Origin of the sequence: Paenibacillus chitinolyticus (assembly GCF_045038035.1) — a bacterium.
Lineage (GTDB): Bacteria > Bacillota > Bacilli > Paenibacillales > NBRC-103111 > Paenibacillus_F > Paenibacillus_F chitinolyticus_A.
Genome location: NZ_CP173427.1, coordinates 922,996 through 942,704, shown reverse-complemented (window position 1 = coordinate 942,704; position 19,709 = coordinate 922,996). Strand labels below are relative to the sequence as shown.

Genomic DNA, 19,709 nt, shown 5'->3' with positions numbered 1-19,709 from the left:
ATAACTGACACAAAAATAGAAGGCCTTTAATGGCCTTCTCAGATTGCAGACAAACTCCCTTGTTTCCATCGGAACCAAGGGAGTTTGTCTGCAATCTGAGGAACCTACGTCGTAGGTTCCTTTTTTTTGGGCCGGATGAGACTTTCCCGCAGACAGCGATGCTTCCGGCGTCCGCCGTTTTTACAGGACCGCTTCAACAGCCGGCTGCATATCCAGAGGATCGACGCCGGATTCGAAGCGCTTCACGACGTTGCCCTCGCGGTCGATGAGGAATTTGGTGAAATTCCATTTCACATCGTTGCCCTGTAGCAGGTGAGGCTGCTTTTCCGACAGAAACGCATTCAGCATTTTCCCGCTCGGATGGTTCAGGTCAAAACCTTCGAAAGGCGCTTGTTCGGTCAAATAAGCGAAAAGCGGGTGCTTCTCTTCACCGCGCACGTCGATTTTCTCGAACAACGGGAACGTAACGCCGTAGTTGAGCTGGCAGAAGGTGTTGACTTCCTCGTTCGTACCCGGTTCCTGCCCGCCGAACTGGTTGCACGGAAATCCGAGGACGACAAGTCCCTGGTCCCGGTATTTCTCGTACAGCTTCTGCAGATCGGCATATTGCGACGTAAATCCGCATTGGCTCGCCGTATTGACGATCACCAGCACACTGCCTTTATACTCTTCAAGCTTCGTTTCCGCTCCGCGAATGTTTCTGGCCGAATAAGGGTATACGCTCATCGTCAAAATCCTCCATTTTTTTGCGGTCCCGCACTACAGGGGCGGCTCCCCGACGGTGGTGCGGGTACCCGGCTCTTATTTGATTTACAAAAATTAAATTGTCCGCAATTTATGTACATTTTAAATGTAGCACAGTCCAAAAACCAAGTCAAAAACCCGGGGTCTGCACATCCCGCCGTTCCCAAAATTTCCATCCGGCATCCAAAAGCGGTATGATAGAAACGAGAACATGCAGATAAGGTGGAATGAATGACATGACAGGCAAGCGCAAAGGTTTTACAGGTCTTCTGCTTCTCGTGATGGCCCTTCTGGTCATTGCCGCAGGATGCGGTAAAGCGAAAACGGACGGGAGCGGCACGGCAACTCCGGCTCCGACGCCGTCGCCGACGGCAGCCGGTTCCGCGGGCGGTTCGGAGCCGCCGAAGACGGACGGCAAAAACCCGGTCGTGACCATCGAAATGGACAACGGCAAAATCATCAAAGCGGAGCTTTATCCGGAGGTGGCTCCGAATACGGTGAACAACTTCATTTCGCTCATCAAAAAAGGATTTTACGACGGCAAAATCTTTCACCGGGTCATCCCCGGTTTCATGATCCAGGGCGGCGACCCTGACGGAACCGGCGCCGGCGGTCCGGGTTACGGCATCAAAGGCGAGTTCACCTCCAACGGCTTCAAGAACGAGCTGAAGCACACCCGCGGCGTCCTCTCGATGGCCCGCGCCCAGGATCCGGACTCCGCAGGCTCCCAGTTCTTCATCATGGTAGCGGACTCTCCGCATCTCGACGGGCAGTACGCTTCCTTCGGTAAAGTAACCGAAGGCATGGAGGCGGTCGACGAGATCGTCAACCAGCCTACGGAAGCCAACGACCGTCCGAAAACTCCGCCGGCAATGAAGAAGGTCACGGTGGATACGCTCGGAGTCGACTATCCGGAGCCGAAAACGATTAAGTAAGCAACCGCAGGCCGCCGCTCTCCGGTAACCGGAAACCGGTCAGCCCGCACCATGCGTGCAGGCCGGAAAGGCCCGCCAGCAATTAAGCTGGCGGGCCTTTTGGCGCGCGCGGGAACACCTCCGGGCAAGCTCCTGTCCCTCCGGGCTCTTCGCGCTCCTCAGTGCGTGATGTCGGCCGGGATGGCGTCCGCCGCCGCCGCAAGGTCCTTCCCGCTGAGGAAAATCTGCAGCCCCCGGCGGCCGGCCGAAATGCTGACCGGCTCGGTCTCCAGTGCCGCGCGCTCCAGATACAGCGGGTAGTTCTTTTTCATACCGAGCGGAGATACTCCGCCCCGTATGTAGCCGGTCAGCGCCTGCAGCTCCTTCACCGGAGCCATGTCCACCTTCTTGTTGCCGCTTACCGAAGCGAGCGCCTTTAGGTGAAGCTCTTTGCCTCCCGGAATGCAGGCCAGCAGAACCCCCGTTTTGTCTCCGCGCAAAACAAGGGTTTTATACAGGCTGTCGATTCCGATCCCTACTTTTCCCGCCACGGTTCCCGCATCAAGCTGATCTTCGTCCCACTCGTATTCGTGAAGAGTATACTTGATACCGAGCTTATCGAGCATCCGGCAAGCGTTTGTTTTGGCTTGTGTACCCATCGCTCAGCCTCCCTGCTGTTTTAGAATCGTTACGCCCGGTCACTCCCCGGCCCCATTCTCGCTTTCACGGAACGGGCATACTCGGACGGACTCATGCCGGACGCTTTCTTGAACGTTTTGGAAAAATGATGCACGCTCCCGAATCCGAGACGGCCGGCGATTTCCGTAAAATTGCACGTCTCTTCCCGTATCAGGAGCTTAGCCTGTCCGATCTTGATCCGGCTCCAATATTTCATAATGGATGTGCCGGTCTGCGCTTTGAAGCTCTCTTTGAGCAGCGTTTTGCCGATATGAAAATGACGCGAAATTTCATCCAGCGTGACGGGAGATTCCACATTCGCCTCCATAAACGCAATCACTTTGGCCGCCAGCTCCTCCTGATTCTTCTGTCTTGCCGGAGATGACAGCTGGGCGGGAGAGGCTTTCTCGTCAAACGGCGCTTGACGCAGCAGCCGGATCAGGAACGCTTCCAGATAGCAGCGCAGCAGCTGCTCGGAACCGGGCAGAGCCCTCTCTCTCCGCTTCAGCGGATACTCGAACGGAAATTCGAACGCGTTCTCCCCTTCCTGGACAATCCGGGCCAGCAGATCCCTCTCTTCATCCTCCAGCCTCAGCACCCCGCCCGCAAAAGCGTTCATGGCCGGAGAATCGCAGTCAAAGGTCAGCACGATAACATTAGGCGCCCTGCCGGGAGCGGCCCGGAAGCTGTGAAATTCGTTCGGCTCGTGGAAGATAGCCATGCCCTGCTTGAGGACATGCCCGGCGTCGTCCGTCACGACCTCGATCTCTCCCTTGTCCACGTACAGAAACTCCCAGAAGTTATGCCGCTCTCCCCGGAATACGTAGTCCTTCCCATGTTCGAAATAATACATCGTGATGATGCTGCCGATCCGGATCACCTGCTCCAGGTGCGTCCTCTGCATCCGGTTAAGCCGGGCTTCCCGGGTTTCTCCACTTGCCGGAACTTCTTGGAGTTCCAAGGCACGGGCTTCTTGGGCTGCCTGGACTTCCCGGGCATCAGGTTTTTCGCGCAACTCCCTCTCCTTCTCCTCCACTCTTTCGCCTCCCTTACCGTTCTGAATTAAAAGGGACAAAAAATCCGGCCCTTCGGACAAAGAAAAAGAAGGCTTCCCTTTTTATACTGAACGTAATGGATTTTATTCCTTTACCAAATGCGATTCAGAAAAGAGGAGCTTCTATGAACCTGGGAATAATCGGCTGCGGCGACCGCATCAGCCACGTTGCGTCGGAGATCATGAAGGAAGACCCGGACTGCAAAATAACCGCCATCACGGATATCCGCCTCGGGGAACTTCAAGAACAGTTCCGTGAAAAAGGACGGGAGGATATCTCCTTCTACGCATCCGCCGACAAGATGCTCGATAACGAGCGGCTGGACGGCGTTCTGATCGGAACGCGCTGTTCCCTGCATACGCCCATGGCGCTCAAGGTGCTTTCCCGCCATCTGCCGCTGTATCTGGAAAAGCCTGTCGCGACAACGATGGAGGATCTGCTCCTGCTGAAACAGGGCTACGAGGCGTCTCGTTCACCGGTCGTGGTATCGTTCCCCCTGCGGGTCACGTCCATCGTCAATATGGTCCGGGAAATCATCGACTCCGGCAAAATCGGCACCGTCGAGCACGTGCAGGCCGTAAATAACGTGCCGTACGGGGCGGTGTATTACCAGAACTGGTATCGGGACGAAGCCGAAACAGGCGGACTTTTCCTCCAAAAGGCGACACACGACTTCGACTATATCAATTCGGTTCTCCGACTCGCTCCGACGGATGTGGCCGCCATGACGTCCAAGCAAATTTTCAAAGGGACGAAACCTGCGGGCCTGAAATGCGCCGACTGCGAAGAGAAGCGGACCTGCCCGGACAGCACGGCGTTTCCCTCCAAGGATATCCCGGAGACGTGGGAATACTGCTTATACGCCGAAGATACCGGCAACGAGGATTCCGGCAGCGCGCTGATCCGCTACGAATCGGGCATGCATGTGTCGTATTCGCAAAATTTCTTCGCCCGCCGGGCGGCCGCTTCCAGAGGAGCGCGTTTCCTCGGGTACAAAGGTACCGTCGAGTTCGATTTTTACACGAGCCAGGTGAAAGTGTTCATGCACCACACGCCCCGTGTGGAGACTTACGAGATCGGGGCCGGCGACAACCATTTCGGCGGCGACTCCGCCCTTGCGGCCAATTTCGCCGGGCTGATGCGGGGCGCCGCTTCACCGGTCGCTACGATGGACGACGGCCTGTTAAGCGCTTTGATGTGCATCCAAGCCCGTGAATCCGCAGCATCCGGCACGTTCCGGCCTATCCGGTACGACACGCCGGCGGTATGCACGCCGAAGCGATAATCGGGGCCCCCACCGTGCGCCTGAAGCAGCCTGTTCCTCACGGATAGGCTGCTGTCCGTTTTACTCGATCTCGTACACGAGCCAGTCCGTAGAGACATGCCCCCCCATTTTGTTGTACAACGACTGGGCGGCCGTATTATCTTTGGCCGTTTCCCACGTCATGTAGGCGAAGCCATGCTCCCGGATGTGGGAGAGACACGAGCGGAACAGCCGCTCTCCGACTTTATGTCCACGGGCCGAAGCATCGACGAAGAGGTCGTTCAGCACGGCCGTGCGTTTGACTTGAAGCGTGCTGAACGAAAAATACAGCGTCGCGAAGCCGACGAGCGTACCGTCTTTTTCCGCTACAAACTGCAGACCGGCGGACGGATTCTCCCGGAGATGCTCAATGAGCTTCACCAGCTCGCGTTCGTCCGGACGGGGCCTTTTATAGAAATCGACGATATATTGGATCATAAGATCGTGAAGCTGACGGGTATCTTCCGCCGCAGCGGGTCTGATGAGGACCGAATCCGTAGTCATGACAGGCGTTCTCCTTCATAGAGCGGTATTGGGTGTATGCTTTTCTATCATTTTAGTTACGGCAGGCTCCGGTTACAACCTTATTTTACGAATCGGTCCGTTTCTTCCCGTCCTTCCGCGCACAAAAACATCGTGTGTTTTCCGCTTCGCGAGTTTATAATAAATGGAATAAAACTTCATAGTTGCTGGAGGATTAGGAAATGAATGCCGTCGAGAAAAGAATTCATACTCTTCATCAGTACAAGCCCGCGCTGACGCTGGACCCGTCCGCAGCCGATCATTTCTGGGACAAGAAGCTGGACCTTTTCAAAAATAAGCCCCTCAACGCCCGTGTCGAGCAGAGAGACTCGCTTATGAACGGAGTCGATACTTATCACGTTACATACGAAGGGTTTGACGAAACTCCTGTTCGCGGATGGTTTCTGGTTCCCTCTTTTCTGCAAAAGAAAAGCTACCCCTGTCTCGTTATGTTCCCGGGGTATACGGTCGACAAAGGCCTGCCGGAACGATATGCGGCTTGGCTGCTTCAAGGTTTTGCCGTTTTTGCCGTCGATGTGAGAGGCCAGGGTGGCGAAACCGGCAACCGGCTCGACTACGACGCGGGCACCAGCTCCGGCTGGATGACGCAGAACATCCTCGACAAAGACCGCTGCTATTACATGGCGATTACGCTGGATGCGTACAAAGCGGTCGAGTGGGCCGCCGGACGGCCGGAAGTGCGGACGTCCAAAATCGCGGTAGTCGGCGGCAGCCAAGGCGGAGGACTCTCGCTGATCACGGGCGCGCTTCACGAGAAAGTGTCGCTGATCGTTGCGGACATCCCGAATATGTGCCACATGGATTTCGGCGTGCTGAACTCGGTCGGTTCCCTGAAGGAAGCCGCCGATTTTATCAAGCGGAACCCGGACCGGCTGGAACCGGTATTCGAAACGCTCGCCCATTTCGATATGATGAACCTGGCCCACCGCATCCGCGTGCCTGTCCGGATGACCGTCGGGCTCAAGGATATGGTGTGCTGGCCGGAGGCCATCTTCGCCGCTTACAACCGGATCGAAGGGGATAAGCACATCGACGTGCATCCTTTCTCCGGCCATGAAGTCAGCGAGCGGCAGCAGCAGGAGCACAGAAGATATCTGGCCGAGTGGGCCCGTGAGGAGCAGTAGAGCCGCACCGCGAGCCCGGACCTGGAAGCAGGCCCTCACGTTATCTGCCTGCAGAGCATGCGGACGGATAGCGGAGGATCTGCTTTTGGGGGTGGCGGCCTCAACGCGGATCGAGTAATCTGTAACCTTCCAGCATCTGGATCGTTTTTCATTGACGCGTATACGTGTATACACGTATACTTATTTTAATTCGACTCTCATATAAAGGAGGTGTGTGCCATGGCGTCTACCCGGCAAATCCCCCTCATCACGAGCGGCAAGTCGCTCGGCGAACAAGCGTATGAAGCCTTGCGGGACTCTATCATTACGTTAAAGCTGGAGCCCGGGCAAACGATTTACGAAAGTGAAATCGCGGATACGTTCCAGATCAGCCGGACTCCGATCCGCGACGCGTTCCAGCTTCTTGTAACGGAGCATCTGATCGAGGTGCTGCCCCAAAGGCATAAGAAGATCGCCCGCATTTCGGAATCCAAAGTGAAGGAAAGCAGCTTTGTGCGGCTCAGCCTCGAAAGCAGCGCCTTCAAGCTGGCCGCCGGAAGCTGGGACAGTTCCGAGAAATTCGCGCAGACGGAGAGACAGATCACCCGAATCCTCCGGGAGCAGAGCGAGGCGGCGGAGCATCAGGATGTGGTTCGGTTCCTGCAGCTGGACGAAGCATTTCACAAGTGCATCCTGGAGCTGACCGGCAACGCGACCCTGCTGGAAGTGGTTTACCATATGCGGGGCCATCTGAACCGTCTCAGATACTTGGCCATGAAGGAACTGGTGCTGACTCGGAAACTGGTCGAAGAGCACCTGGCGCTGTTCGACAGCTTGAAAAAGCGAGACGAAGCGCGTACCGTTCAACTGCTGGAACAGCATCTCGGCAGCCTGGATCACGAGATTCCGCAGCTCCGGGAGCAGTTTCCCCACTATTTCACCGACTGAGGACGCAAGCGGCAGGATTCGGGATGCCTTACCTCTTGAGCATACAAGAGCAGACCCTCACGTTCCGTATACAACATGCAGCGTCGGCAGGATAAGGCAGGAGATTCCCGCAGCACCGGGGCCCAGGCCTCTACACTTATTGGGAGGATGATCACCTTGAAGATGACCTTTCGCTGGTTCGGCGAGAACGATCCCGTAACCTTAACGAACATCCGTCAAATCCCCGGCGTGACCGGAATCGTATCGGCTATCTACGATATTCCCGTCGGAGAAGCGTGGCCGCTCGACAAAATTACCCGCTTGAAGCAGACGATCGAAGATCACGGTCTCCGCCTGGACGTAATTGAAAGCGTCCCCATTCACGAGGATATCAAGCTGGGCCTTCCTTCGCGCCAAGCTTATATCGACAACTACAAAACAACGCTGCGCAACCTGGCCAAAGCCGGCATCGATACCGTCTGCTACAATTTTATGCCGATCTTCGACTGGACCCGCACCTCACTCAACTATGAGCTGGAAGACGGTTCCAACGCCCTCATCTACGAAGAAGAAGTCGCACAGAAAATGAATCCGCTTACAGGCGAGCTGAAACTTCCCGGCTGGGATACGAGCTACACCGATGACCAGCTCAAAACCCTTTTCGACCATTATAAAAACGTCGACGAAGAGAAGCTCTGGTCGAACCTCGCTTATTTCATCCGGGAAATCATGCCGGTCGCCGACGAAGAAGGCATCAAAATGGCCATTCACCCGGACGACCCGCCGTGGCCGATCTTCGGGCTCCCCCGCATCATTACGAACCGGGAGAACCTCGACCGTCTCCTCGGACTCTACGACAGCCGGAATCACGGCCTGTGCATGTGCAGCGGTTCGCTGGGCACGCACAAGGACAACGATTTTCCGGCCATGCTCCGTCATTTCGGGCACCGGAAGCGCATCCACTTCGTCCATGCCCGCAACATCAAGCGGATCGGGGACAAAAGCTTCTGCGAAACCTCCCATCTCTCCGAGCACGGGTCCGTCGACATGGTGGAAGTGATGAAGGCCCTCAAGGAAGTCGGCTTCGAGGGTCCTCTGCGGCCCGATCACGGCCGTATGATCTGGGGCGAAACGGGAAAGCCCGGCTACGGGCTTTACGACCGCGCCCTCGGCATCGTCTACCTGAACGGCATCCGCGAAGCCCTGAACCATTAACTGGTTCACTCCGCCCGGCGTGAGGGTAATTCCTTAAAGGATTTATCTCGTTCTACTGTCCCGTTCGGATCTTGCGAACAGGCGGAACTCACGCTGAAAAGGAGGGCATACACATGCCGGATAAACGTTTGGAAGGGAAAGTGGCCGTCGTCTCGGGCGGCGGCTCCGGAATCGGCAAAGCTTCAGCCATCCGTTTGGCCCAGCAGGGGGCTAGGGTCGTCATGCTGGACCGCACCCCCGATAACGCGGAGAATACGAAAAAAACCATCGAAAGCGCCGGCGGAGAGGCCCTCGTGATCGAGTGCGACATTTCCAAACCGGAGATGATCGAACAGGGGTTCAGAGAGGCGGTCAGCCGGTTCGGCGGCATCGATATCGTGTTCGCCAATGCGGGCATCAACGGAACCAAAGCTCCGATCGAAACGCTGGAAATCGACGAATGGGAGCAGACGATTAACATCAATCTGCGCGGAACGTTCGCTACCGTCAAATACGCGATTCCTCATCTGAAAGAAAAGGGCGGGAGCATCATTATCACGAGCTCCATTAACGGCAACCGCGTCTTTTCCAATATCGGTTTTTCTACTTATGCCACGACTAAGGCCGGTCAGGTAGCCTTTATGAAAATGGCGGCCCTGGAGCTTGCCCGGTACAAAATCCGGGTAAATGCCATCTGTCCGGGCGCAATCGAGACGAATATCGACGATAACACGTATCCGGCCGACGATTTGAAGGAAGTTCAAATTCCGGTCGAATTCCCGGAAGGCGATCATCCGCTCAAGGGCGCGCCCGGAAAGCCCGAGCAGGTGGCCGATCTCGTGCTGTTCCTTGCTTCCGACGAGTCCTCCCATGTTACGGGGACGGAAATCTACATCGACGGCGCTGAGTCGCTCCTGCGCGGCTGATCGAACAAAGGGCGCTCTCCATTTTTCCGTGGAGAGCGCCCTTTCGGCGTTTGCCGGGCGTACGGCGCGCCTGCCTGCCGTCGTCCGGGCCCTATGTATTGTCACGGGTGCGGCCGGTCTTTTTAGGCACTGGCGCGGTCGCGTTCCCATTTTTCCATCATCAGCTCGTACAGTTCTTCCAAAGGCATCTTCACGGCGGTCTGCGTAATGTTGACCGTAGCCTGCACCAGCCCCTGATTCGCTTTCATGAGCGCTTTCTTGAATCCGCTCTGCCGGGCCAGATACGTTTCCGCGTCGTGAAGACGGATGCCGATAAACCGCTGGCCCATATAGTCGTACAACATAATCTCCTCGATATCCGCCCATCTTAGCTCACCCCCGCCGATAGCCGACGAGTGGTCCACAATTCCTTCATCGTTCACGATAATAGAAGGCTTCCGGTTAAAGAGCCGGTAAACCAGATACGCCAGACACGCCCCGAAAAAGACGACGCTGATCCCCCCGATCACCACAAGCCCCAGGGAATTTTCCTCTTCCGACTGTCCCATTCCTATAAATACGACGCCCAGAACGACAAAAACGAGTGCGGCCAAAACAAGCCCGATCGTTTTTTTGGTACTCGGATAAATGATCAAATCATTAGGCTGATGAACCGGCTGCAAAAACAATCCCCCCTAATTTTTCCCTCTATCCGTTATATAACAAGCCTCGCGCAAGTTGAAACACACAGACGCATTTAAGACAGATACACGTGTCCCTGATACAGCTCGGTAATGCGCCGTGCCGCTCCTTCCAACACCGTTTCGTTCAGCCCGTCGAGCTCCTCCAGATGCTCCAGCCTTTCCTCCAGCGAAAGCTCCGGGAACGTGAACAGGCTCCAGTTGGCCAGATTCTCGATCGCCTCCTTGAAATCCAGCCGGCCGTAATCCAGATAAGCCTTGTAAATATAACAGGCGCCGTAGGACGGGTCCAGGGCCAAAGCCTGGTCGAAAGCGTTGCGTGCCGCATCCTCTTCTCCCTCCAGCTTGAAACAGACGATACCCAGATTGAAAAAAGCCGAAGGACTGTCGGGATGAAGTCTCGAAAACTGGCTGGCGAGGTTGCGTGATTCGGCGTACTCTTTTTTCAAGTACAGCACATTGCCCCGCAGACTGATCAGATCCGTATAGGAGGCATCCTTATCGTAGCCGACGATGCAGTCCAGCTCCGCTTTCTCCAGCTCGCGCAGAGTAAGGTAGCATTTCGCCCGGCTCTCGTAATAGGCCGCATGCTCCGGCTGAATGTCGATCGCTTTCGTAAACGAAGCGATGGCCATGTCCAGATGGCCCATCTCCTCAAGCACCCGGCCCATCGCATGATGGTAGCCGGCCCCTTCGGAAATGCCGGGCTCCAGCTCCGCCGCATGGTGCAGATCCATCAGGGCCTCGTCAAAGCGGGAGTCCATGAAATAAGCATAGCTGCGCTTCATGCGGAAATCCGCCCGGTCCTGCATCGCGATCGCTCGACCGTAAGCGGAGGCCGCCTGCCCGTAGGCGCCGGTCTCTTCCAGAATCAAACCCCGCTGCTGCTCGTTAAGAGGATCGTCGTCCTCCAGTTCCAGCAGACGCTTGTTGAATTCCAGCGCCTTTTCGGTCTGGCCCAGATCCAGGTAAGCGTCCGCCAGCCAGTAGCAGACGATCGGATTCTCCGAATCCCGCTCGTAGAGCTTGTGAAGAAGGGGGACCGCTTCGGAATCCCGGTTCTGCGCCCGGTAAAGAAGAACTCTTTCCATCCACAGGACCCGCTCCTCCACGTCCCGCTCCTTTTCCAGAACATCCAGTTCGCGCTCCGCGTCCTCCCAGCGCCCCGAATTGCGGTAGACCGCCACACGCTGCAGGTACAAACCGTCGTTGTCCGGGTAGGCTTCAAGAGCGCGGTTGATCTCTTCCAAAGCTTCCCCGTACCGTTTCAGACCGGCGTAAAGACCCGCCAGATCCTTGCGGAATCCGCAGGTGCGTTCCACCTCTTCCGTGAAAATCCGGAAAGCTCCCGCACCGTAGCCGGTCCGGGTGAGCACGAGCCGCTGCCCCTTGTCCGATATGTATTCCCATTCGATCACCTGGTCGACGGCCTTGCGCATAGAAGAGGCGGCTTCTTCCGGCCGGCCCAGATTCTCCAGCGTTTTTCCAAGCCTGTAATGGAAAATGGGAATGTCCCGGTCGGGATACGACAGCACTTTACGAAACGTTTCCTCCGCCCGCCCGTAATCTTCCATCCGCCAGTAGCACATGCCCAGCTCGTAGTAGGTCGATACGACGGAATCCTCGGGCTCGCGCTTGACGCATTCTTCCAGATCCGCGGACGCCGCCTCGTAATCCTGAAAATCCTTGCGCCATATCCCCCTCGTATACCAGTACATGTAAGGTTCGGGATTGAGCCGGATGGCCTCGTCCATATCCCGCATGGCTTCTTCTTCCCGGCCGATTTCGTGCAAAATATGCGCCCGCCGCTCATGGGCCTTATCCGAACTCACCCGCCCGATAATATCTCCCAGGAGAGACAGCGCGTGTTCCGTACGCCCACACTCGTGATAAACCTCCGCGACTTGAACCTTTTCGGCGGTGTCCAGCTTGCCGTAATCGGCTTTTTCGTAATACTCGAGCGCTTTCGCGAAATTTCCTTCTTTTATGTACTGTCTGCCTTTTTTTATGTAATAGCCGTTAAAAAGCTTCACGGTCTTCCCTCCCTCTGTTTGTTCATCCGGCAGTAAGTAAGTATACCTGAAATCGTTAAAATGAAACACGGTTTCATACGTCGCTTGTTCCGGCACGTTTCAAAAGCTCCGCAAGATCCCGATGCAGGAAAAGAACGTCAAAGGAACCCGCCTTCGTACGCTCTTCCGGTACAGCTATCCTTTTATTATACAAATTTTTACTCGGGGGAGGTATACGTTTTTATGAAGAGATGCTAAAAGGAAGCAAAAATAGCCCTTCAACCGGCAGGCTTCCGGTAAAGGACTAACGAATAAGAAGGGCCGGGAGAAAACTACGCGTATGGGGTATGCTGCATCGGCTCTAATAATCAGCTACATGGTTAATTTATAGACTTTTGAAGGACAAGCCTGCTAGACTTTTGTTATTCTATTATAAAGAGCTTAATTGTTATTGGGACTGTTCAAAATATTAATCAGGGGTGTCAAATTAGGATGGAAATTGATCTGAAACAAAGTTGGACGCTTGGATCTCCACTCGGAAGTGGTGGCTTTGGAAGAGTTTTTGAAGCTAAAAATGAAAACGGTGATATAAAAGCAATTAAACTCATTCCAAAGACGCCTGGCGCAGATCGTGAGCTTTTGTTTGAAGATCTTACTGGTGTTCGTAACATCATCCCCATAATTGATTCCGGTGAATTTGAGGATAACTGGGTTCTTTTGATGCCACGGGGAGAAAAGTCTTTACGTGACCATCTTAGTGAGAGAGGGAGTTTATCTGTTTCTGAAGCTGTGAATGTCTTATCAGACATAGCTACAGCATTGTCTGATATTAATGGTAAGGTTGTTCACAGAGATCTTAAACCAGAGAACATCCTGCTTTATAATGGACAATGGTGTATATCCGATTTCGGGATAGCACGATATGCAGAAGCTTCGACTGCAGCAGACACTCATAAGTTCTCTTGGACGGCTGCCTACAACGCACCGGAAAGATGGCAATATTACCGTGCTACTACAGCCTCGGATATGTATTCGTTGGGCGTTATTGGTTTTGAACTAATCACAGGTCGACGACCGTTTCCCGGTATTGATCCGAGGCAAGAACATTTAACGCAGATTTCTCCTCAGTTGACTGGTTGCCCGCCGCTTTTAACAGCTTTAGTAGCTCAGTGTCTGATGAAGGCCCCAGAAGTACGGCCGTTAGCTGAAAACTTCTTGGCTCGTCTTGCTCCAATCCTTCGCCCCTCATCTGGAGGTGCTTCACTTCTACAGTCAGCTAATTTAGCTCAGTCTCAACAAATAGCCAGTGAAATGGCTGCACGGTCAGTAGCTGAAGATGAGAATCAGCGAAAAAGAAAGATTGTAAAATCCGCAAGTCAAATTTTTTCTATGGTCCTCAACCAATTAGAACAATCAATCCGTGATAATGCTCCGAACGCAACGATAGAACAAATAAGGAACAAGTCGATTGTTGGGACGACACGGAAGGTCCATATCCTTGACAGTAGCGGGGACTACTCACATGGTTTGTCCGCCAAATTAGGCCCTTCCACACTAACAGTTCAGCCTGTTGAAGAGACCAATAACAACAATTGGGGGCATTTTAAGCCAGCCTTTCAGGTGCTGGCACATGCTTCAATTGAAGTTCGAATTCCAGCAAACCGCTATCAATACGAGGGAAGAGGGCATTCACTCTGGTATTGTGACGCTGAAGAAGAAGGGGTATTTCATTGGTACGAAACCGCATATATGTTTACGCCAATATTCAATGGGACACGGCTCCAAAATCCATTTTCCCTCTCACCCGGTGTAGAGTCCGGAAAAGCTCTTAGTCGAGCATTAACGGAATTTCAAGTGGCTTGGCCATTCACCCCAATTCAAATTGGCAATGAAAATGAATTTCTTGATAGGTGGATGACTTGGTTCGCACAGGGAGCAGTGAACCAATTGTCTTCCCCTTCATCCATGCCAGAAAGAAACACAAGCGGAACGTGGCGTCAGTAATAAAGTAAAGTTGGTCAAATTTCCAACCGGGTGTTTTATGTATTGAGGTGTTGTCTGACGACTAGAACCTCTATACACTACCGTGGGTCAAAAGCACTCCGAATATTAAGCTATAACGGAAAACGTTAGTTGAATAACAACAGCGGCGGACTAAGACTTTATTTATCAAGTCTTGGTCCGCCGCTGCTTCTTTTAATAGATCAGTCTAAAACTTATTTTTTAAAAGCTGACGATTCTTCAATTCAAAAACTACGATAAATTAACGACTCCAATCTAATACTTTATTTTCATCGAACACCTTCAACTCATCCTTCCAACGCCTCCTGCGAAGCTACATCCACCACCGAACCAAAAAGGCAGGCCCCAAAACGCTTAATCAGGGCAACAACCTTTGGCTGCCTATCCTGCCGATGATGGAAGCAATCTCCAGGATAAGGGCCACGTTTCCGTCGCCCAGAATGGTCGCCCCGGCGATGCCGTCGACTTTTCCGATAAAAGGCCCCAGCGACTTGATGACGATCTCCTGGTTGCCGATCAGTTCGTCGACCACCAGAGCGAGGCGTTTCTCGGCCGATCCCACGATAACGAGCGGAATGTGGCTGCCCGGATTCGCCCTGTACGGGATCTGGAGGTAATCGTGAAGCCGGGCAACCGGAATGACCTGATTGCGCAGCACGATGACCGACTGGCCCTGGATGCTGCGGATCTCATCCGGGTTCACGCGGACGATCTCCGCGATGTTGCTCATCGGGACAATGAAGGTCCGTCCGCCGAGTTTGACCTGAAGGCCCACGATAATGGCCAGTGTCAGGGGAAGCTTGATTTTGAAGCAGGTTCCTTGTCCGAGGCGGGTTTCGATGTCGATCAGCCCGTTCAGCTTCTCGATGTGGCTGCGGACGATATCCATTCCGACGCCCCTGCCGGATACGTCGCTTACTGTGCTTGCGGTTGAAAAACCCGGGCGGAAAATAAGCTCCACGGCTTCCCGATCGCTTAGCTGTCCGGCTTCTTCCCGGGTGATGACCCCCTTCTCCAGCGCGGAACGGATCATCCGGGCGGGATCGATCCCCGCTCCGTCGTCCTGCACGTAGATGACGACCTGGTTGTCTTCGTGGGCGGCCCGGATCGTGAGGACGCCTCCGGCGTTTTTGCCGGACAGCGTCCGGACCTCCGGCTTCTCGATCCCGTGATCCACCGCGTTGCGGATTAAGTGGATAAGCGGGTCGGCGATCTCCTCGATGAGCGTCCGGTCCAGCTCAGTATCCTTTCCTTCGAGGACGAGCTCGATCTCCTTGCCCAGCATGCGGGATAGATCCCGGATCATGCGGGGAAAGCGGTTGAAGAGCTGTTCGATCGGCAGCATTCGCGTCTTCATGACGCTTTCCTGCAGATCGCCGATTATCCGCGACAGATGATCGGCAATGTCGCCCAGCTCGTCGACGGTCTCGTCGGCGAAACGCCGCCGCTGCGTCCGCTCCACCTGATGAATGCGTGTCTGGTCGATCACGAGTTCTCCGACCAGGTTCATCAGGTGTTCAAGCCGCTCGACGCTCACACGGATCGTCGGAGACTTGGCCTTCGCCGGAGCGGAAGCATCCTCGGACGACGGCCGGACGGCCGGAGCCGTGGCGTGCGGCGGCGCGTCTGCGGCGGCGCCCATGGCGCTGGCCGTGCTCCACGCGGGATCTGCCGCGGCCGCCGGACCGCCTGCTGCGCCCGCCGAAGCCGCGGCGCTGCGCGCAGGGCCTGCCGTGTTCGCTGCGGCGACTCCGCTGTTTCCCACGCCCGCAGTGCTGCCCGCCGGGCCTGCGGATTCCTCTGCGGACACGACGCCGCCTGCTCGGCCCCCGGCGCCTGCTGCATCCGCCGCGTTCACTGCGGCCGCGGCGCTGTCCGCCGTACGCTCTGCGGCCCCGGTTCCGCTTAGCGCCGCTTCCTCTTGCGCAAGCGGCTCCACCACGGCCCGTTCAACCTCCATGAGGCCGTCCGCGAACGCCTGCAGTTCCTCCCGGGACTGATTTCCCGCATACAGGAAAAGCAGGTCCCCGGGGCCCTCCTCGTCCAGACCTTCCGGTTCCGGATCGGCCAGGAGCACATCGCCGTGCTCATTCAGCGCCGAATGGATAACGTACGCCCGGGCCCCGCGGATCAGGCATTCGGAAGCAATCCGGATATCCACCCAGAACAGCTTTTGACCGAGCTCCATCCGCTCCTGCACCCTCAATCCCAAATCGAGCGAAAGAGACGGTTTGCCGCGATGAGCGGGCATTTCCTTGGCATCCGGCCTATCTCCGTCCTGGCCCGGATCTTCACCGCCGAAGCTCCTCAGCGCCCGGACACAGTCCGAAATATCTGCAGAAGACGGCTCCCCGCCCACGATGTCGCGCTTAAGCTGCTTGAGAATATCCAGCGCGGTAAACAGAAGATCGATCAAAGCGCCGGACACGGCAAGCTGCCCGCTTCTAACCCGGTCCAGCAAATGTTCCATCTCGTGGGTTAACTGCTTCATCTCCTCGAAGCCCATCGCCGCCGACGATCCTTTGATCGTATGAGCGGCCCGGAACAGACTTTGAATGACGGTCCCGGACTCACCGGACTGCTCCAGCTTCAGAATCTCCCCGTCCATGACCTGAAGCTGTTCTTCCAGCTCCTCCAGAAAGATTTCCCTGTACTCGGACAACATACCAGTCAACTCCTATTCGTGAAGCAGAACTTCGTCCAGTTTCAATATCCCGGCCAGGCCGCTGTCCGCAAGCCCGATTCCCGTAAAAAATCCGCCCTGCACGCCGCCCACCCGTTCCGGAGGAGGCTGAATGTCCGTGAAGGTCGTCACTTTGCTCACATAATCCACCATAATCCCGACGGTATCCTCCCGATGATGAACCACGACAATTCGGGAAGCCTTCGTCGGCTCCGTTTCTTCCATTCCGAACAAGGTCCGAAGGGAGATGACCGGGACGATCCGCCCCCTCAGATTGATTACCCCTTTGACATAAGGCTTTACATTAGGGATGGCCGTAACGGCCTGCATTTTAATAATCTCGTGAATATCGTAAATCCGGATGGCGTACTGTTCCCGGTCGATGCCGAACGCCACATATTGCTCCTGCCCATTTCCCTGCATAAAAAGGTCCTCCCCGTCGTTCATACGGAATCCGGCTCCCGCCGTTAAAAGAATAACCCCAATCAGGCTGACTGGGGTCCCTGCCTCGCTAGGCGGATTTGCTGATTTTAAACACCGCTACCGTCCGGTTAAGCTCTTCCGCCAATCCGGCGAGCGACTGGGCCGTCGAGGCCGTCTCTTCGCTGCTTGCCGCCGACTGCTCGGTTACGGCGGAGATGCTCTCGATCGACGACATAACCTCGGAGGACTGCGCCGCCTGCTGCTCGCTTGCCGCGGCAATCTCCATCACCTTATTGGCCGACTCGTTCACCATGCCGATAATGTGATGGAACGATTCGCCCGTCTGACGGGACAGAACCACGCCGTCGCCGACCGCTTTGACGCTCTGGCGCGTATTCTCCTGCATGCCCTTGATAATCGCGGTAATCTGCTTCGTCGCTTCCCCGCTCCGTTCGGCGAGCTTGCGGACTTCGTCCGCGACGACCGCGAACCCGCGTCCCTGGTCCCCCGCGCGCGCCGCTTCGATGGCCGCATTCAGGGCAAGCAGATTGGTCTGCTCGGCGATATCGTCGATCACTTCGATAATCTCCCCGATTTTGTTGGAATCCTCTTCGAGTCTGGACACCTGCTCGTTGACCTGGTTCATGCTCTCGATGGACGAATTCACGATCTTGCCGCCCTGCTGGGCGATATTTAACGCATCCGAAGATACCTCCGAAGCTTGTTCGGCGCTGGTGGCGACCGATGTAATCGCGGTGGACAGCTCCTTGAACAGCTCATGGATGGTTTGCGCGGCGTTGGCTTGACTCATACTTCCGCTGGCGACTTCCTGCGTGCTCGCCGAAATCTGCTCGGCTGCCGCAGACACACTCTCGGCCGACGTCAGTATACCGCCCACGGTGCTTCGCAGGCTGTAGACCATTTCGTTCACGGATTTGGCCAGCTGTCCGATTTCGTCGCGCGTATCGATATCCGTGACTTCGGTCAAATCCCCTGCGGATACTTTACCTACCAGACCGACCACCCGGTTAAGCGGCCGGGAAATGATCCGTGCGATAGCGTATCCCAATCCGACGGAGATCAGGAAGGCCGCAATCATAACCGCCAAAGTCACGTTTCTGGAGTTTTTGTACAAAGCGGCTCCTTCGGCGTTGCGTTCTTCCGCCAGCTTCACATTAATCTCGAACATGTCGTCGAAAATCTTCATGACTTCATCGCCCTTGGTTTTGAAGCTTCCGCCCGCGAGCAGGGCCTTAAACGTTTCCCGGTCATCGCCGTAGGCGATTTTAACGGCCTCCTCCAGCTGCTTTTGGTGGCTTTCCCATGCGGAATGAAAAGCCTTAAGCAGATCTATTTCCCCCTGGGTAACGTCCGTTTTCTCGTAAGCCCCTATTTTTTCGCCGATTTTCTTCACGTTCTCGTCGATTTTTTTCTTGTACTCGTCTTTCTGGGCCGGAGTATCCGCAAGATCTTTCATATCCCGAAGATCCGTTCTTATGAGTTGATAATAGAAGGAAGCGTCCGAAACGAGCCGAAGCGGAACCAGGTTATCCTCATACATGCTGCTCAGGTTGTCGTTGATTTTGCTCATATTAACGAGTCCGAAACAACCTGTGAACACCAGCAGAAGGGCGATTAATACAAAAGCCGACACGAGCTTTGCGGACGTCTTTAAATTACGGTACCATTTCATTGTCCGTACCTCCTGCCTTTGCGTCCTTCAATCACTTTGAGCTCAGCCTCCAGATCGTGCAGAATGTCGTCTATTTCTTCACTCGTTAATTCTCCCTCATTTCTTTCCGGACGGTAATCGGTTCTTCTGGAATTGTCCCACAGCGCTCTTATTAATCTCTTTTTTTCCATGTGTACTCCCCTACTTTAAGTTATTGATTTACCGAGACATTTTTTATGCGGCTTCGGATTTCTGCAAAAGAAGGATCATATGAATGGTTCCGACTTCCTGGAGGGTGACCGCTATTGAAATCCCCTTCTCGAATCCGTAAAGCTGCATTTGTCCTACCATGACGGTGGGCGGGGTAATATCGATCTTGTGCCCCTTCTGATAAATAATCGCCGACGTATTTCCGGCAATCATATTCGCCATTTCCCCTACAAAACTATGGAGCATTTCACCTTCAAGAGGCATGCCAAACATGGATTGTCCCAGTTTCCCGAACGTTTGCATATCTCCTTCGATCACCAGTCTCCCTTCGACATCGCCAACAATCCCGATCAACACCCCGATCTCGCCCTGGATGACCGCATTTTGCAGCATACTGGGAGGCTTCGTGTCGATGGGGATGGGAAAAACCTGGCTCATCGATGCGATGGTGCTGTTCAGCAAATCTTTAACTCCGTTAGGATTCTGCACTTTAATCAACCACCCTTTATGTGTATAAAATGATCTCCGCCAGGGACTTTCGCTGTGAAACGCCCGTGGTTAGAGGCAGGTATTTACCCGCAAATTCGCATTCTCCTTTTCGGGAGCGTTAAAAATCTGAG

The 19,709-nt window shown here is 54.9% G+C and carries 18 protein-coding genes; 7 read left to right on the top strand and 11 right to left on the bottom strand.

Annotated elements, in window-relative coordinates:
* Positions 1-180: 180 nt before the first annotated feature.
* A complete protein-coding gene (locus ACI48J_RS04215) occupies positions 181-726 on the bottom strand; it encodes a glutathione peroxidase (RefSeq protein WP_405081846.1) in 546 nt (181 codons plus the stop codon).
* Between the two features lie 254 nt (positions 727-980).
* On the opposite strand from ACI48J_RS04215, the gene ACI48J_RS04210 reads away from it, so the two are divergent.
* Positions 981-1,679 carry a peptidylprolyl isomerase gene (locus ACI48J_RS04210; protein ID WP_405083181.1) on the top strand — a complete coding sequence of 233 codons (699 nt, stop codon included), beginning with the start codon at positions 981-983 and terminating at the stop codon, positions 1,677-1,679.
* A gap of 158 nt (positions 1,680-1,837) precedes the next feature.
* On the opposite strand, the gene ybaK is transcribed toward ACI48J_RS04210, so the two are convergent.
* Positions 1,838-2,317, bottom strand: coding sequence for a Cys-tRNA(Pro) deacylase (gene ybaK / locus ACI48J_RS04205; protein WP_405081845.1), 480 nt, complete (start codon positions 2,315-2,317; stop codon positions 1,838-1,840).
* A gap of 29 nt (positions 2,318-2,346) precedes the next feature.
* Positions 2,347-3,351: a helix-turn-helix domain-containing protein gene (locus tag ACI48J_RS04200; RefSeq protein WP_405081843.1), complete on the bottom strand. Its 1,005-nt coding sequence runs from the start codon at positions 3,349-3,351 to the stop codon at positions 2,347-2,349.
* Positions 3,352-3,515: 164 nt separating this feature from the next.
* Here ACI48J_RS04200 and ACI48J_RS04195 point away from each other — a divergent pair, with 164 nt between their 5' ends.
* Complete coding sequence (locus ACI48J_RS04195) at positions 3,516-4,676, top strand: Gfo/Idh/MocA family protein (RefSeq protein ID WP_405081841.1); 1,161 nt, start codon at positions 3,516-3,518, stop codon at positions 4,674-4,676.
* A gap of 60 nt (positions 4,677-4,736) precedes the next feature.
* On the opposite strand, the gene ACI48J_RS04190 is transcribed toward ACI48J_RS04195, so the two are convergent.
* Complete coding sequence (locus ACI48J_RS04190) at positions 4,737-5,198, bottom strand: GNAT family N-acetyltransferase (protein ID WP_326054629.1); 462 nt, start codon at positions 5,196-5,198, stop codon at positions 4,737-4,739.
* A gap of 200 nt (positions 5,199-5,398) precedes the next feature.
* Between ACI48J_RS04190 and ACI48J_RS04185 the strand changes: the two genes are divergently transcribed.
* The 4 genes from ACI48J_RS04185 to ACI48J_RS04170 all read left to right on the top strand — a co-directional run bounded on the left by ACI48J_RS04185 (position 5,399) and on the right by ACI48J_RS04170 (position 9,387).
* On the top strand, positions 5,399-6,361 hold the full coding sequence (locus ACI48J_RS04185; RefSeq protein ID WP_405081840.1) for an acetylxylan esterase: 963 nt from the start codon (positions 5,399-5,401) through the stop codon (positions 6,359-6,361).
* A gap of 219 nt (positions 6,362-6,580) precedes the next feature.
* Positions 6,581-7,288, top strand: coding sequence for a GntR family transcriptional regulator (locus tag ACI48J_RS04180; RefSeq protein WP_405081839.1), 708 nt, complete (start codon positions 6,581-6,583; stop codon positions 7,286-7,288).
* A gap of 156 nt (positions 7,289-7,444) precedes the next feature.
* Positions 7,445-8,482 carry a mannonate dehydratase gene (gene uxuA / locus ACI48J_RS04175; RefSeq protein ID WP_405081838.1) on the top strand — a complete coding sequence of 346 codons (1,038 nt, stop codon included), beginning with the start codon at positions 7,445-7,447 and terminating at the stop codon, positions 8,480-8,482.
* 113 nt (positions 8,483-8,595) lie between these two features.
* A complete protein-coding gene (locus ACI48J_RS04170; RefSeq protein WP_405081836.1) occupies positions 8,596-9,387 on the top strand; it encodes an SDR family oxidoreductase in 792 nt (263 codons plus the stop codon).
* Positions 9,388-9,509: 122 nt separating this feature from the next.
* On the opposite strand, the gene ACI48J_RS04165 is transcribed toward ACI48J_RS04170, so the two are convergent.
* Together ACI48J_RS04165 and ACI48J_RS04160 are read right to left on the bottom strand one after the other, a co-directional pair.
* The gene (locus ACI48J_RS04165; protein ID WP_405081835.1) at positions 9,510-10,049 is read right to left on the bottom strand and encodes an STM3941 family protein; all 540 of its coding nucleotides are present in this window, start codon (positions 10,047-10,049) and stop codon (positions 9,510-9,512) included.
* A 74-nt stretch (positions 10,050-10,123) separates the two neighbouring features.
* Positions 10,124-12,100 carry a tetratricopeptide repeat protein gene (locus tag ACI48J_RS04160; protein ID WP_405081834.1) on the bottom strand — a complete coding sequence of 659 codons (1,977 nt, stop codon included), beginning with the start codon at positions 12,098-12,100 and terminating at the stop codon, positions 10,124-10,126.
* A 471-nt stretch (positions 12,101-12,571) separates the two neighbouring features.
* Here ACI48J_RS04160 and ACI48J_RS04155 point away from each other — a divergent pair, with 471 nt between their 5' ends.
* On the top strand, positions 12,572-14,083 hold the full coding sequence (locus ACI48J_RS04155; protein ID WP_405081833.1) for a serine/threonine protein kinase: 1,512 nt from the start codon (positions 12,572-12,574) through the stop codon (positions 14,081-14,083).
* 376 nt (positions 14,084-14,459) lie between these two features.
* Here the strand turns inward: ACI48J_RS04155 and ACI48J_RS04150 are convergent, their stop codons facing one another.
* The 5 genes from ACI48J_RS04150 to ACI48J_RS04130 all read right to left on the bottom strand — a co-directional run bounded on the left by ACI48J_RS04150 (position 14,460) and on the right by ACI48J_RS04130 (position 19,578).
* Positions 14,460-16,766 carry a chemotaxis protein CheW gene (locus ACI48J_RS04150; RefSeq protein WP_405081831.1) on the bottom strand — a complete coding sequence of 769 codons (2,307 nt, stop codon included), beginning with the start codon at positions 16,764-16,766 and terminating at the stop codon, positions 14,460-14,462.
* A gap of 12 nt (positions 16,767-16,778) precedes the next feature.
* On the bottom strand, positions 16,779-17,207 hold the full coding sequence (locus tag ACI48J_RS04145; protein WP_405081830.1) for a chemotaxis protein CheW: 429 nt from the start codon (positions 17,205-17,207) through the stop codon (positions 16,779-16,781).
* A gap of 88 nt (positions 17,208-17,295) precedes the next feature.
* On the bottom strand, positions 17,296-18,900 hold the full coding sequence (locus ACI48J_RS04140; RefSeq protein WP_405081829.1) for a methyl-accepting chemotaxis protein: 1,605 nt from the start codon (positions 18,898-18,900) through the stop codon (positions 17,296-17,298).
* Complete coding sequence (locus tag ACI48J_RS04135; RefSeq protein WP_326054644.1) at positions 18,897-19,070, bottom strand: hypothetical protein; 174 nt, start codon at positions 19,068-19,070, stop codon at positions 18,897-18,899. Before ACI48J_RS04135 ends, ACI48J_RS04140 begins: the two co-directional genes overlap by 4 nt.
* A gap of 43 nt (positions 19,071-19,113) precedes the next feature.
* On the bottom strand, positions 19,114-19,578 hold the full coding sequence (locus ACI48J_RS04130; protein ID WP_326054646.1) for a chemotaxis protein CheX: 465 nt from the start codon (positions 19,576-19,578) through the stop codon (positions 19,114-19,116).
* Between the last annotated feature and the right edge of the window lie 131 nt (positions 19,579-19,709).

Coding starts and splice junctions, on each gene's coding strand:
- ACI48J_RS04215 (WP_405081846.1), bottom strand. CDS start 726: ATGAGCGTATACCCTTATTCGGCCAGAAACATTCGCGGAGCGGAAACG.
- ACI48J_RS04210 (WP_405083181.1), top strand. CDS start 981: ATGACAGGCAAGCGCAAAGGTTTTACAGGTCTTCTGCTTCTCGTGATG.
- ybaK (WP_405081845.1), bottom strand. CDS start 2,317: ATGGGTACACAAGCCAAAACAAACGCTTGCCGGATGCTCGATAAGCTC.
- ACI48J_RS04195 (WP_405081841.1), top strand. CDS start 3,516: ATGAACCTGGGAATAATCGGCTGCGGCGACCGCATCAGCCACGTTGCG.
- ACI48J_RS04190 (WP_326054629.1), bottom strand. CDS start 5,198: ATGACTACGGATTCGGTCCTCATCAGACCCGCTGCGGCGGAAGATACC.
- ACI48J_RS04185 (WP_405081840.1), top strand. CDS start 5,399: ATGAATGCCGTCGAGAAAAGAATTCATACTCTTCATCAGTACAAGCCC.
- ACI48J_RS04180 (WP_405081839.1), top strand. CDS start 6,581: ATGGCGTCTACCCGGCAAATCCCCCTCATCACGAGCGGCAAGTCGCTC.
- ACI48J_RS04170 (WP_405081836.1), top strand. CDS start 8,596: ATGCCGGATAAACGTTTGGAAGGGAAAGTGGCCGTCGTCTCGGGCGGC.
- ACI48J_RS04155 (WP_405081833.1), top strand. CDS start 12,572: ATGGAAATTGATCTGAAACAAAGTTGGACGCTTGGATCTCCACTCGGA.
- ACI48J_RS04150 (WP_405081831.1), bottom strand. CDS start 16,766: ATGTTGTCCGAGTACAGGGAAATCTTTCTGGAGGAGCTGGAAGAACAG.
- ACI48J_RS04145 (WP_405081830.1), bottom strand. CDS start 17,207: ATGCAGGGAAATGGGCAGGAGCAATATGTGGCGTTCGGCATCGACCGG.
- ACI48J_RS04140 (WP_405081829.1), bottom strand. CDS start 18,900: ATGAAATGGTACCGTAATTTAAAGACGTCCGCAAAGCTCGTGTCGGCT.
- ACI48J_RS04135 (WP_326054644.1), bottom strand. CDS start 19,070: ATGGAAAAAAAGAGATTAATAAGAGCGCTGTGGGACAATTCCAGAAGA.